Below are 14920 nucleotides of genomic sequence, written 5' to 3' on the forward strand. Positions count from 1 at the left end.
CATAATTGCGAATTGTGAATTACAACTTACCTCTTTAAAATTATAAAGGACTGAAACATAAAGTTATGCATCAGTCCTTTAGTTAATAAATTAATATGCTTTACCCCAGTAAACCATTGATTTTGCTTTTTTACCACAACATACACAAGTATCTGTAATTTCTTCTTGTTCAAATGGCATACATCTTGAAGTCAATCCAGCTTTTTCTTTTATAGCTTCTTCACAAGCTAAATCTCCACACCACATAGCTTTTATAAATCCTGGCTTTGTATCAGCTATTTCCTTAAGCTCTTCCATAGTCTTAGCTACAAAAGTCTTTTCTTCTCTATTTTGTAGTGCTTTAGCATAAAGATTATCATGAATTTCATTTAATAATTCTGTAATTCTAGTTTCTAAGTTATCTAAAGATACTACTTCTTTTTCTCTTGTATCTCTTCTTACTAGAACTGCTACATTATTTTCTATATCTTTTGGTCCAATTTCAACTCTTACTGGAACACCTTTCATTTCCCACTCATTAAACTTCCAACCTGGCATCTTATCTGAAGTATCTGCTTTAACTCTAGCTACTTTTGAGATTCTTTCTCTTAATTCTTCAGCTTTTTCTAGAACACCTTCTTTATGTTGTGCTATTGGTACTATTATAACTTGTGTTGGTGCAACTCTTGGTGGAAGTACTAAACCACTATCATCTCCATGAACCATAATTATAGCTCCGATAAGTCTAGTTGTTACACCCCATGAAGTTTGATGAACATATTGCTTTTGTGAATTCTTATCGCTATATTGAATACCAAAGCTCTTTGCAAATCCATCTCCAAAGTTGTGAGATGTACCACTTTGTAGTGCTTTACCATCATGCATTAAACTTTCTATAGTATAAGTTGCTTCAGCTCCTGCAAATTTTTCTTTTTCAGTCTTTTGACCTTTAACTACTGGTATAGCTAAGAAGTTTTCCATCATTTCCGCATAAACATTTAACATCTTAATTGTTTCTGCTTGAGCTTCCTCTGCTGTAGCATGTGCAGTATGACCTTCTTGCCATAAGAATTCTGTAGTTCTTAAAAATGGTCTTGTAGTTTTTTCCCATCTAACAACAGAACACCATTGATTATATAACTTTGGAAGGTCTTTATGGCTTTCTATGATTTTTGAATAATGATCACAGAAAAGAGTTTCTGATGTTGGTCTTACTGCTAATCTTTCAGTTAATTCATTGTCTCCACCTTTAGTTACCCATGCAACTTCTGGAGCAAAACCTTCTACGTGATCTTTTTCCTTTTGTAATAATGATTCTGGTACAAACATTGGCATATATACATTTTCATGACCAGTTTCTTTAAACTTTCCATCTAAATATTTTTGAATATTTTCCCATAACGCATATCCATAAGGTCTTATTATCATACAACCTTTAACACTTGAATAGTCAACAAGTTCTGCTTTTTTAACTATATCTGTATACCACTGTGCAAAGTCTTCATCCATTGATGTTATTTCAGAAACAAACTTTTTATTATTTTTCTTACTCATATATATTCCTCCTAAATTTAATTTACAAAAATAAAAACACCGAGAATATCCAAAAGGGACCATTCTCGGCGTTACCACCCTAATTAATATAAAACAATAATGTCTTATATTCTCTCTAATTTCCTATAACGTGGAAAACCGCTGTATCCTACTAAAATCTTTTCAGTACAGAACTCCAAGGCTGGTTCAAAACACTATCTTAGAAACTTCCACCTACCGTTTCCTCTCTATAAAGAATCATATTTTTACTATTCCTCTTCAAAGCCTTTTTATATACCTATATGATAAATTACAAAGTTTTTTATGTCAATGATTATAGTACTATCGATTTAGAAACTTATTAATAAGTTCTCCTAATATCTTTATTCCTCTATCAATAGTTTCAGCATCACAATTTGTATAGTTCAATCTCATAGTATTAGATTTATCAGAATCTACATAGAAACAAGATCCTGGAACAAAAGCTACCTTATTTTTCAAAGCTTCATCTATTAAATCCTCAGTATAAAATTCATTAGGTAAAGTAACCCATATAAACATTCCACCTTCTGTTTCTGTAAAAGAAACACCCTCTGGGAAATACTTCTTCATAGCTTCTACCATAGCATTTCTTTGGTCTTTATAATGCTTTCTTATTAATGCAATATGTTCATCTAAATCATTGTTTTCCAAATATTTATATACTACTCTTTGTGAGAAAGAATTTGTTTGCAAATCTGCCGCTTGTTTTGCTATTGTTAACTTCTCTATAATTTCTTTATCTCCAGCAACCCATCCAAGTCTCATAGCTGGAGCAACAATCTTTGAAAAACTTCCAAATAACAATCTATTCTTTTTAATAAGTGATGCTACTGGTTTTTGTTCTTCACCTATAAATCTAAGTTCTCCATATGGGTCATCTTCTATATAAATAACATTACTATCATTAATTACAGCAGCCATAGCTTCTCTTTTTTCTTTAGAATATGTAATTCCTGATGGATTTTGAAAGTTAGTTACTGTATAAATCATTTTATTATTCTTATCTTTTAATGCTTCTTTTAAACCTTCAATGCTTATACCGTCATCCTCCATATCAACAGCTGTAAATTTAGGTTGATACATAGAAAATGACTGAATTGCTCCAAGATAAGCTGGTTTTTCTAATATAATACCATCACCTTCATCTATAAAAACCTTTCCTACAAGGTCCATAGCCTGTTGTGAACCACTTACTATAAGTATTTCATCAGCACTTATATCCATGCCTTTCTTTTTATATCTATTAGCAATAAATTCTCTAAGTGGCTTATACCCTTCTGTTGTACTATATTGTAATGTATGGTCCTTATCTTCATTTAGTGCCAACGCTGTAGCTTTTTCTATTTCTTCACTAGGAAAGAATTTAGGATTAGGTAATCCACCAGCAAAAGATATTATTGAACTATCTTCTGTAACCTTTAATATTTCTCTCACAAATGATTTAGGTACGTTTTTAATTCTTTTAGAATATAATTCAGTCATATTTTAGCCCCCTGTCCGTTTTACCAATAATGATACCACTTTCTCTCCTTTAATAAAAGAATTATTTTTATATCAAAAATTCTTATTACTTATAAAGAATGTATGCTGAAACCTTAGGCACTATTATTTTAGTATCATCAATAAATTTAATTTCTTCAACTCCTGCCACATTATTATCTACTACTAAACTCCAGCCTTTACTTGGTAACTTCACTTGTACATCTTCATCGTTACCATTAAATATTACAGCTATTTCATTCCATGTATCTCCTACCGCCGCACTATTTATAGTATACGCTACTATATTATCCTTACTAAAAGATTTCCCTTTACTTAAGAATTTAATATTATTAACTATATCAATAGTTCTGTCCATTCTAAACCCTTTATGAGTTCTTCTAAGTTTTATAAGTCCCTTATAATAATTAAATATATCAATAAATTCTTCTTTTCTTTTCCAATCAAGCTTATTTACACTATCTGGTGATTTATGGCTATTTTCATCTAAAGTTCCATCTTCTTTGACCTTTGTTCTTGCAAATTCCTCCCCGGCATGAATAAAAGCTATCCCTTGTGACGTCAATATTATTGATGCTATTAACTTATTCATTCTCTTTAATTCACTAATGGTAGCCTCCTTATTTACTACTTGTAACTTATCAAATAAAGTATAGTTATCATGGGCTGATGCATAAGTTACTGTTTGATATGGCTCATTGGCCCATGGATGATCTGAATAATTAATCTTACTATAGTCTACTTCAGGATGTTTTGTTGAAGCCACTACTGCAAACTTTATTGTTTCTTCCATATCTTTTGCTCCATTAACAAATCCGGGCTCATCTTCATAAAAAACATGACCCTTAACGCCATCTCTTACATCATCACTAAAAGCTGCAATTTGTAGATTTCCATACTTCACAGTATTTTTCTTCAATGCTGCTTTTTCTTCTGGTAATGGTGATGGTCCACCATTCCATCCTTCACCATACATTATTATAGTTTTATCTATTTTATCTAACCCTTTTCTAATCTCTTTCATAGTCTCTATATCATGAAGTCCCATTAAATCAAATCTAAATCCATCAATATGATATTCTTTTGCCCAATAAATCACTGAATCAACTATAAACTTTCTTACCATCTTTCTTTCTGAAGCAGTTTCATTTCCACAAGCAGATCCATCAGCAAAATTACCTTTTGAATCTTGTCTATAATAATAATTTGGTACTGCTAAGTTTAAATTAGAATCAAAACTTTTCATTGTATGATTATAAACCATATCCATTACGACTCTTATTCCTTTTTCATGTACCTTTTTAACCATTTCCTTAAACTCTTTTATTCTAACTTCTCCATTAAAAGGATCCGTTGAATAAGATCCCTCTGGCGCATTATAATTTTTAGGGTCATATCCCCAATTATATTGAGGTATGTCTAAATTAGATTCATCTACTGTACTATAATCAAAGCTTGGTAATAAATGAATATGTGTTACTCCTAATTCTTCTAAATGATCTAAGCAAGTTTTAGTTTTCCTATTAGTTGTCGTACCGCTTTCACAAACACCTAAAAACTTTCCTTTTTTCTCATTACTAACACCAGAATTTTCATCTATAGAAAAATCTCTAACGTGCATTTCATATATAACAGCATCTACTGGCGATATCTGCTTTGGCTTTCTGTCATTTTCCCATCCTTCAGGATTTGTACTTAATAAATTAGTTACCATTCCTCTATCACCATTAACACCAAGAGCCTTAGCATATGGGTCTACAACCTCATTTACGATACCTTTATTCTTCACTAAATAGTTGTAATACTCACCATTTAAATCTCCATCTACTTTTACTTCCCAAATACCTTTTTCACCTTTAATCATATCTATTTTACTTCTATAGGAACTTCTATATTCTTTTCCATCAGTTCCATAAAATATAACCTTTACATCCTCTGCAGTAGGTGCCCACAACACAAATTTTGTCTCCATTTTTGTATATAAAGCTCCCAATTCACCTTCATAATAATATGTATCTTCAAATTCATCATAACTAATAGATTTATATCCTGATTCTGTACTTACTTCAAAAAATTTTTTATCTCCCATTCTATTTACTCCCCTTTAACATGTTTCTCTATCATTTCATACACTCATACTTTAAATCTTACTTTATTCCTCTTTATATATTCAACATATTTCAAATTACAACTACTTATTTGTATAGATTATACAATTTAATAAGCAATTTTCAGTATATAATATATAATTATCATGTAAAAAAATAGCAGCTAACAGAGTATCTTAATAATTGATATATAAATCATTATCAACTACTAACTGCAAGCTGTTAGCTGCTAACTATTAATCATATTCTAATTTCTTTGTCTCTTTCTAATAACCAATGTTCCAACTAAAACTAATCCCATTCCTACAGCTATTACAGCAGTTGTTCCTACTGAACCTGTCTTTGTAAGAATTGTATTTGATGGTTTCTTATTATTTATATTGCTATTTGTTACTTCTTCAGTATTGCTATTTGTTGTTTCTTCAGTATTTGTATCTGTCTTAGTTCCACCATTATTATCATCATTACCCTCTTCATTATCTGCTGGTGGTACTACTACATTACTAGCTTCATAGCTCTTTGTATCTACAAGAACATATGAAGTTCCTGCTGGTACTGTTACTTTATTTCCAGTAATCTTAGCTAATTCTTCTACACCGGCTTTTGCTCCATCTACTACTACTGTCCAATCATCTGTTGGAAGAGTCACTTCTACATCTTCTTCATTAGCATTAAATACTACAGCTATATTTTCCCAACTATCTCCTACTGAAGTTCCCTTTAATGTATAAGCAACAACATTTTTACCAGTAAAATCTGTACCTTCTGTTAAGAAAGTTAAGTTATTTTGAATGTCTTCAGTAGAATTCATTCTAAATGCCTTATGAGATTTTCTAAGTTCAATTAATCCTTTATAGTAATTAAATAAATCTGAATACTCTCCTTTTCTTGACCAATCTAATTGATTTACACTATCAGGAGAACTATAACTATTTTCATCAAAAGTTCCATCTTCTTTAACCTTTGTTCTAGCAAACTCTTCTCCTGCTTGCATAAATGGTATACCTTGAGAAGTATATACTATTGCAGCTGACATCTTATTCATAGCTTGTAACTCCTCATCAGTTGCATCTGGATTAGTTGTTTGTAATCTATCCCATAATGTTAAGTTATCATGAGCAGAAGCATAATTAACTGTTTGATATGGTTCATTTGCCCATGGATCAACTTGTGTATGATCTCTACCGATATTGCTATAATCTATACCATCATGCTTAGTAGAACCAACAATACCGAACTTTATAGTTTCCTCGAAATCATCTCCACCATTAACAAAAGCTGGTTCTGTATTTGTAAATACATGTCCTTTTATACCATCTCTAATATCATCACTAAATGCTGCTATTTGCATTTCCCCAAATAAAGGAACGTTAGCTTTTAACGCAGCCTCACTACTTGATAATGAAGAAGTTCCACCTGTCCATCCTTCACCATACATTATTATAGTCTTATCTATCTTATCTAACTCAGTTCTAATTTCCTTCATAGTAGTAATATCATGAAGCCCCATAAGGTCAAATCTAAATCCATCAATATGATATTCTTCAGCCCAGTATACAACTGATTCTACTATCATTTTTCTAACCATAGAACGTTCAGATGCTAATTCATTTCCACAACCTGACCCATTTGAAAAGTTTCCTTCGGCATCTTGACGATAATAATAATCTGGTACTGCTAAATTAAATAATGAATCCGCAGTAGATCCTGTATGATTGTAAACAACATCCATAACAACTCTTATTCCAGCTTTATGAAGTGCTTGTACCATTTCTTTAAATTCAGTTATTCTAACTTCTGCTGTGTATGGATCTGAAGAATATGATCCTTCTACTGCATTATAATTTTGTGGGTCATATCCCCAGTTAAATTGTGCTTTATCTAACTTTGTTTCATCTATTGATCTTTGATCAAATGTTGGTAATAAATGAACTGTTGTTACCCCTAATTCTTTTAAGTGATCTATACCAGTTTTTATATCAGTTCCAGGAACTTTAGTCCCTTCTTCCCAGAATCCATTATATTTACCTCTATATTCTACAGATACTCCAGAATCTTCACTAATAGAAAAATCTCTTATATGAATTTCATATATTACAGAATCTGTTGCATCTTTAAGCTCAGGCTTAGTATCTGTGTCCCAACCTTCTGGATCTGTTGAATCTAAATCTACTACCATCCCTCTGTTACCATTTACTCCTACTGCTTTTGCATATGGATCAGTAACTTCATTAGTCTTTCCATTGATAGTAACTAAATAGTTGTAATAGGTTCCATTTAAATCACCTGATTGTTCTAATGACCAAGTTCCATTATCACCTTGTACCATATCTACAGTCTTTTTAGCGGCACATGTATAATCTTTACCATTAGTTCCGTAAAAAGCTACTTGGACCTTGCTTGCTGTTGGTGCCCACAATACAAACTTTGTTTTATCTTTTGAGTATAAAGCTCCTAAATCACCATCATATGTATATAACTTTGCAAAATCTTCTGTTTCATATATCTTACCAAAACTAGATATTGCTGAAGTATATCCCTTTATTTCTAATGTGTAAGTCTTATTTATATCAATCTTTGAATCTGTCTTTATCTTTCCACTAAGTTTATTATCATTGATTGTTAATTTATACTTACTTTCGTCTATAACCTTATTATCTTCCTTTAAAACTACTTTTGTATCATCTGCTAGTTTTGCATTAACTTTAAAACTAAAATCATTTAATGAATCTATCTTAAATGAGCTAATTGCTGGTTGTTTAATTGGTTCATCTGGATAATAATATATATTTTCATCGCCTTGTAAAAAATATGCATTAATTTCTCCATTATTATTAGCATATGCAAGATTTACAAATCTATCAATATCACAATCTTTAGCTGACCAATCTGGTTTCCTTATTATAACCCCTATACTTTCTGCATCCTTAACATTATCAAAAGATGCTGTTGCTATCTTTCCATAATCATCTTCATCTGTAAACGCAACTCCCTTACCATCATCTATCCAAGACCATACATCCCATTCATCATAGTCTTGTCCAAATCTATAGTAATGAATATTTAACTTAACATTATCAAAATCCCTATTAATTGCCTTTGGTTCTGAAACAGTAACGCTTGCATCCCCTTGAGTAACTACTACTTCTTGATCTCCATTAGATAACGATACCTTTTCATCAGATGTAGCTTTAGCTTCCCAATCACCTTTACGTACTATAAAGTTTATTTCACCTGCTTCTTCTGTAGATTCTACAACGGCAAATACACCATCATCATCTTTTCCCATAAAATCTACTTGTTTTCCATCTTTACCAGTTTCCCAAACCCATAAATTCCAATTACTATAATCCCCATCAGGCCTATTGTACCTAATCTTTACATATACAGTAGCATCACTTGCTGCTGATGCTGTAAATAAAGGTATCTGCATCATAGTAAACATAAGAATAACTGCTACGATTAAAGCTGACCAATGTTTTATCTTTTTCACAAACCCCACTCCTTTAAAACGTTTTCTCAAATTAATTATAATACAGTTTTAATTTTATATAAATGTATAAATATAGATTTGTAAATGTATACAAAGTTAACCCGGACTTCCTTTGTATACATTTACAATAGTAAGTAATTCCTTATACTAATAAAAAATAAAGTGACTTTTATTAAGCCACTTTACTCTAATTATTCTATATTCAATTTTATTATTTACTAATAAAAAGTTCCTATTTTCCTTAATACTAGTACTATCAATATTACTGTAGTTGTAACACTCTTACTTCCTTAGTATTTTATCGTAATGATTTTATAAATTTAGGTAATAAGCTTCCTAGAAAAACTAATACTACAGCTAATACTATAAACAATACTTGAATTCCGCTCATTTACTCTTCCCCCTTATTAAGTGAAAATAATTTTTTAAATATCAAAACTATATCACTTTATTACTAACTTTCACTAATAATGATAATAAATTTGCTAAATGAATTCAATATTGTTAAGAAAACTTTAATAGTTTATATATAAAGAATTAATGAACTTCTACATGTCTTTAGCCTTTGGTATTGGTTTACCAACTATATATACTGTTGCTCCTACTAATAATATTGATACTGGCAATACAATCCATATACTTATACCTAGCGCCGCTGGTATATACCCAGCTAGAATGGATATTGCCGCTACTGATAATGCATATGGCATTTGTGTTCTTACATGTTCTATATGGTTACATCCAGCACCTGTAGATGAAAGTATTGTTGTATCAGATATTGGTGAACAATGATCTCCAAATACAGCTCCTGTAAGTACTGCACTAGCACTTATTATAACTAAATTCATACTCCCTGAACCTACTGAAAATGCTAGCGGAATTGCAAGTGGCATTAAAATACCCATAGTTCCATAAGCTGTTCCTGTAGCAAATGATATAATTGCTCCTAGTATGAAAATAATTGATGGTAATATAAATGCTGGTATTTTATCAGATAAAATAGATACTAAATAATCTCCTGTACCTAAATCTTTAATAACTCCTGTTAAAGCCCATGCTAAAACAAGTATCACAGCTGTAATAATTAATGGTTTCATTCCTTCTATCCAAGTTTCAATAGCTTCTCCAACTGTGAATATCTTTTTACTTGCTGCCATTACTATTGCCACTATAGATGCTAAAAGTGCTGATTGGAATAATACTATAGATGCATCTGCTTTTCCAAAACAAGTTTGTATAGATCTCAATGACATAGGTGAATTTCTTATAATATCTATAGCAGCAGTATCATCTCCAGACATAACTATAGACTTACCATTTAAATAAAATCCAATTACTGCCCCAACTATTAAAACACCTATAGGAATTATGGCATTCCATATTGATAATTTTACATTAGCTTTTGGCTCTAATTCAGCATGTTCCTCTGTACTTTCTATATTTCCATTACTTAATACTTTACCTGTGGTTCTCGCTCTAACTTCAGCTTTATACATAGATCCAAATTCTCTTTTCATTAGTATTGTATATACTATAAAACAAAGAATAAGTATATTATAAAACCTATATGGTATCGTCTGTAAAAATACACTGAATCCATCAACCTCTTGACCTATTGCTGCAAATGCATCCTTAATTAAAGTTAATTCATAACCTACCCAGGTAGATATTATTGCAATTCCTGAAATAGGTGCCGCTGTTGCATCTATTATAAATGCTAATTTTTCTCTAGAAATTTTCATTTTATCTGTAACCGGCCTCATTATAGGACCTACTATAAGTGAATTAGCATAATCATCAAAAAACACTAAAAGTCCTAATATCCATGTTATTATTTGTGCACTTATTGGTCCTTTGGCTTTTTTCGCCAAAGCCTCTGCAATAGCTTTTGCTCCACCCATCTTTGCTACTAATGCTATTATTCCACCGATAACTAAAACCTGAAGTACTATACCTGCATTCCAAGGATCTGCTAATGCATTTATCATCCTCTGTACAATTTCTGTTATTGTTATAAATATAGCATTTATAACTGTAGAATCTACTAGGGAAATTAAAAATGCTCCCGAAATCAGACCTATAAATAGTGATACTATTACATTCTTTGTTATAAACGCTAAAATAATTGCAATTAATGGCGGTAATAAAGTTAGCACCCCATATCTATCAACATTTTTTATTTCTGTTCCATCACTACCTAATGCTATTGTTGTCATTGATATTGTTATTAACAATATCAGCATAAAAGTACGTAATACTCTTCTTTTGTTCTTCACTTTCTCTCCTCCTATTTTTTCTATTAAATGTAAAAAAAGCCTAGAGCATACACTCTAAGCTTAAAATTAACATTAATAATCATAAGTCGCGAGTGATAGCTCTCCATAAAATTCCTTTATGACAGTCTTAAAGATATTATCTGCAAAACCAGCATAGTATATTAAAGCATTAATACTAAACTTCGGCGACAATTCCTTTCGTTAAACTTCATCCTGCTTAAGTCCATCTAAATACTCTTAATTATCGCGCCTCTATCACGGAATATTCAATTATATAATTTATATCATGGCTAATATATTATTGTCAATGTAAATTGTTGTTTACTTGTCATAATCTGCTACGATTCTAGATTCTACAACCTTTTTTATATATCCCGCCGCTTCTACATGATGAGGATTTACTTGATATGAATCTAAATCTTCTCTTGTATTAAATACAGAATATAGAACAACATCATAAGCTGCGTCTGAATCATTCCAATTTATACCTACTTCTATCTCAACAATTTCGGAAATTTTATTCTTTAAACTTTCTAATGAGTTCTTAATTATCTCCGCATTTTCCTTTTTTGTTTTACCTTCTGCTTCTTCTTTTAACTTCCACATAACTATGTGCTTTACCATAATTACTTCCTCCTAAAATTATAATATTATTGTATTTATATAGTATATCATTATAATTATATAATAAAGAATACTTATTTAATATTACATAATAAGGAGGTAACTATGCTTTTAAAATCTGTATTAATTGACGGTGTTACTAAAATAGTCCCTATAACAGAAATGACATTTAATGAATTTTTATTAGATAAATATCAAGGCGATGAAGCTACTATTAGATCAGCCTTAAAAAAAGATGGCTTAAAACCATCTTATATAGATAAAGAAATTGATAAATTAAAAAAGGATTTTCTTAGATATTGCAATGAATTTTCACTAAAAGAAAAGTAGTATGGATACTTTTCCATACTACTTTTCTTTTAGTTGCTACCAGCTAAAATCTTGTTGCTCCTACCCGCTTGTCTAGCAACTTGATTCACCGATACCTTGTCCAAATCACCAGTAAAATTATCTACTCTAAGTTCCGTTCCATCAATAAGTTGTGTATCATATGCCTTTTTACCAACATATATCTTTGAGAATTCAGTAAAATTTTCACCTTTCACTACAAGAGCTCCATTTTCGATATATGTCTGATCAATACAAACATTTTTTACTCCTATACTAGTTTCAATTTTCTCCAACTTCTCATTGCCCATATAGTAGTTCTTCCCAAATAACATATCATACTGTATAAGAGCTAACTTTTCATCATAATCATCTTCATTTTTTAATGTATTATGAATATTAGGAATAATACCTTCCGTTATATTTAATGAATTTAATATTTTAGTTGATAACTGATATGATTCTATATTTTCATCATTTTTCTCCAACCCTATATTGTCCCATATTACATAGTCAACTTTATACTTGTCTATATAACTTGCATTTTCATTCGTTATTACATTTAATGTTGGTAAATGATCTGACACTAGTGAAAGGATAACTGGTTCACCTCTATTTTCTAAATTTTCTATTAAACTTTTTATAAATTGATCTGTTTCATATAATTGATTACAATAATACTCAAGTTGCTTTTTATCCCAATCATCTATATCTCCTTCATCTACTGTAATTGTCTTCTCATATTCTTCACCATAATCATAACCTCCATGATCTTGTACAGTAACTACATATACAAAATCATTTCCTTCTGTAGAATCCATAGCCTCATCTATATATTTACCAAGTATATTATCTTTAGGCCATCCTATTGGTGTTGTATCATAGTTTGTCATAGATTCTATTGGCGTAAATGTATCAAAACCTATATTCTTATATACTTCATCTCTTGCATAAAATGTTGCCTCATAATTATGAACTACATGAGATGTCAACCCATATTCTTTTAAGATTCTCGGAATAGACTCTACAGGTTGTTTTCTTAAAATTGTATTGTATGGCACTTCTCCTGTAGAAAAATTCTTTACTGCCATACCTGTTAAAAACTCAAATTCTGATTTTACAGTTCCTCCGCCGAACGTATATACATGCGCTTCTCCAGAAGTATAATTATTGCTAATTTCTCTGAATGTTGGTATTGGATCCATGTTATACGTTATACCTTCTATTTTCAATGGATCAAAAAACGACTCCAACTGAACCATTATTACATTTGCATTAATGTAATCATTATTATCTTCTGCTTTATTCATTTCAATTGTATCTTTTATATCATTTATATTTTCTTTTGTATAATTTTCTGGCTTACTTCTCTTACTTTTCTCCACTGTTTCTAAAAATGAATAGCTGAATCCATTAGATTTGTAATTTAAGACTAAATCCCAAAATATATCTGATATAGTTTCATTTTTTCTAGAATTACTTATTGAAATTGGAGTTGTAATCGTAACTATAACTATTAATACCCAGGCTATAGAGTTACTTAATCGATTTTTAGCGACATCTTTTCTCCATATTAATGTCATAATAAATCCAACTATAGTTAATCCTATTAATCCCATCAATACATATAGTATCAATTGTTTCATTCCAATATACTTACTAGCTACAGCTATTCCTTCTTTCAGCAAAAACATATCATAATAGGTTAAAGGTTCCCCTTTCATATTTAACATTGCCTTATTAGCAAAGCCCATTATTAATAAAATAATTGTAATTATTGAATATGCAAAATACTTTTTTTTAAATAAATAACTTATTGCAGTAATAATTAAAATAATTCCTATATTTATTCCAACAATGGTACTATTATTGTTAATAAAATCCAATACATCTTTAAAATTTCCTCTTTGCATTAACTCAATAAGAAAGAATATTGCAAATGAACCTACTAACCACAATACTAACATACTATAATTATTTTTTTCTAATTGTTTTTTTATCCAAGTAGCAAATCTATTTCTTGATATAACTTCATTCAATTTACGTATATAATTATTTTTTGATATAGCTTCATTCAATTTACGTATATGATTATTTTTTAATAACCAATTCTTAATTCTATTCATCAAAATACTCCTCAATATTCAATTTGTCATATTATAAATCATTATATGTTTTCTTGTTATAATATTCAATATTATAAACTTTTTTACTATTTAACGTTTTGTTAACATTAAATTGATCTTAACAAATTATAGATAGCGTCATTATCATTATCTGTAGTCCTACCTTTAATTACTTTTTTCAACTTTTCATCACCATTCTCTACTACAAATCCATGACCAACTTCTTTTAACATATCAAAATCATTCATGTTATCTCCAACGGCAAATACATCCTCTAACTTATAATTTAGCAAATCACATAATATTTTTACTGCCATTGCTTTTGATGTATTCATTGGCATCACTTCTAAATATATATCATCACTTCTAACAATATTAGCTTGTCCAACTTTTTCTTTAAAAATAGATTGCAAATTATCTAATTTACACTTATCTCCTACTATCAATACTTTTCTCCATTGCATATCATATATAGTATCATCTAATTCATAGTGAACCTTATATCCCTTTTTCTTAAATCGTTCCGTTCGCTTATGGTTATTGTATACATAAATTTCATCACTACAATAAATTTCTATTCCAATAGAAGGATCTATCGACTTTATTTTCTCTAAGTAACCCTTTACATTTTTTTCTAACGTTTTTGCATATATTTCTTTTTTCTTGCTGAAATCATATATACTCGATCCATTAAAAATAATTGCTGGCGCATTTATAGGCAATCTATCTAAAAATTTTTCTACACCCTTTTTCATTCTTCCTGTCGCAACAGTAAATCTGCCACCTAATGATACAAATTCTCGTATAGCTTCTATGTTTTTTTCTGATATATTTCCATCTTTATTTAGAAGTGTTCCATCCATATCTGATATAAGCATAACCCCTTCAAATGTCTTCATATCTCTTGAACCT

General features: G+C 30.2%; 9 protein-coding genes, 1 riboswitch and 1 other annotated feature. Of the genes, 1 reads left to right on the forward strand and 8 read right to left on the reverse strand.

What is annotated here, in order from left to right:
- Nucleotides 1–90: 90 nt before the first annotated feature.
- The 6 genes from proS to CM240_RS12945 all read right to left on the reverse strand — a co-directional run bounded on the left by proS (nt 91) and on the right by CM240_RS12945 (nt 11555).
- The gene (proS, locus tag CM240_RS12920) at nt 91–1533 is read right to left on the reverse strand and encodes a proline--tRNA ligase (RefSeq protein WP_044039526.1); all 1443 of its coding nucleotides are present in this window, start codon (nt 1531–1533) and stop codon (nt 91–93) included.
- 51 nt (nt 1534–1584) lie between these two features.
- Nucleotides 1585–1804: a binding site (T-box leader), on the reverse strand.
- 50 nt (nt 1805–1854) lie between these two features.
- Nucleotides 1855–3036: an aminotransferase-like domain-containing protein gene (locus CM240_RS12925; RefSeq protein ID WP_044039527.1), complete on the reverse strand. Its 1182-nt coding sequence runs from the start codon at nt 3034–3036 to the stop codon at nt 1855–1857.
- An 85-nt stretch (nt 3037–3121) separates the two neighbouring features.
- Nucleotides 3122–5143 (reverse strand): type I pullulanase, encoded by a 2022-nt coding sequence (gene pulA / locus CM240_RS12930; RefSeq protein WP_084485450.1) that lies wholly within the window; start codon nt 5141–5143, stop codon nt 3122–3124.
- 266 nt (nt 5144–5409) lie between these two features.
- Nucleotides 5410–8655, reverse strand: coding sequence for a type I pullulanase (gene pulA / locus CM240_RS17260; RefSeq protein WP_242838482.1), 3246 nt, complete (start codon nt 8653–8655; stop codon nt 5410–5412).
- A 548-nt stretch (nt 8656–9203) separates the two neighbouring features.
- Complete coding sequence (locus CM240_RS12940; protein ID WP_044039528.1) at nt 9204–10931, reverse strand: Na+/H+ antiporter NhaC family protein; 1728 nt, start codon at nt 10929–10931, stop codon at nt 9204–9206.
- A gap of 88 nt (nt 10932–11019) precedes the next feature.
- Nucleotides 11020–11194, reverse strand: a riboswitch (Lysine riboswitch).
- Nucleotides 11195–11252: 58 nt separating this feature from the next.
- Nucleotides 11253–11555, reverse strand: a complete 303-nt coding sequence (locus CM240_RS12945; RefSeq protein WP_044039529.1) for a Dabb family protein — start codon at nt 11553–11555, stop codon at nt 11253–11255.
- A 105-nt stretch (nt 11556–11660) separates the two neighbouring features.
- Between CM240_RS12945 and CM240_RS12950 the strand changes: the two genes are divergently transcribed.
- Nucleotides 11661–11885, forward strand: coding sequence for a hypothetical protein (locus CM240_RS12950; RefSeq protein ID WP_044039530.1), 225 nt, complete (start codon nt 11661–11663; stop codon nt 11883–11885).
- 29 nt (nt 11886–11914) lie between these two features.
- Here CM240_RS12950 and CM240_RS12955 read toward each other — a convergent pair whose 3' ends face one another.
- A complete protein-coding gene (locus CM240_RS12955) occupies nt 11915–14008 on the reverse strand; it encodes an LTA synthase family protein (protein ID WP_044039532.1) in 2094 nt (697 codons plus the stop codon).
- Between the two features lie 107 nt (nt 14009–14115).
- Complete coding sequence (locus CM240_RS12960) at nt 14116–14907, reverse strand: Cof-type HAD-IIB family hydrolase (protein WP_044039533.1); 792 nt, start codon at nt 14905–14907, stop codon at nt 14116–14118.
- Between the last annotated feature and the right edge of the window lie 13 nt (nt 14908–14920).

It is taken from the genome of Clostridium bornimense, assembly GCF_000577895.1.
Lineage (GTDB): Bacteria > Bacillota > Clostridia > Clostridiales > Clostridiaceae > Clostridium_AN > Clostridium_AN bornimense.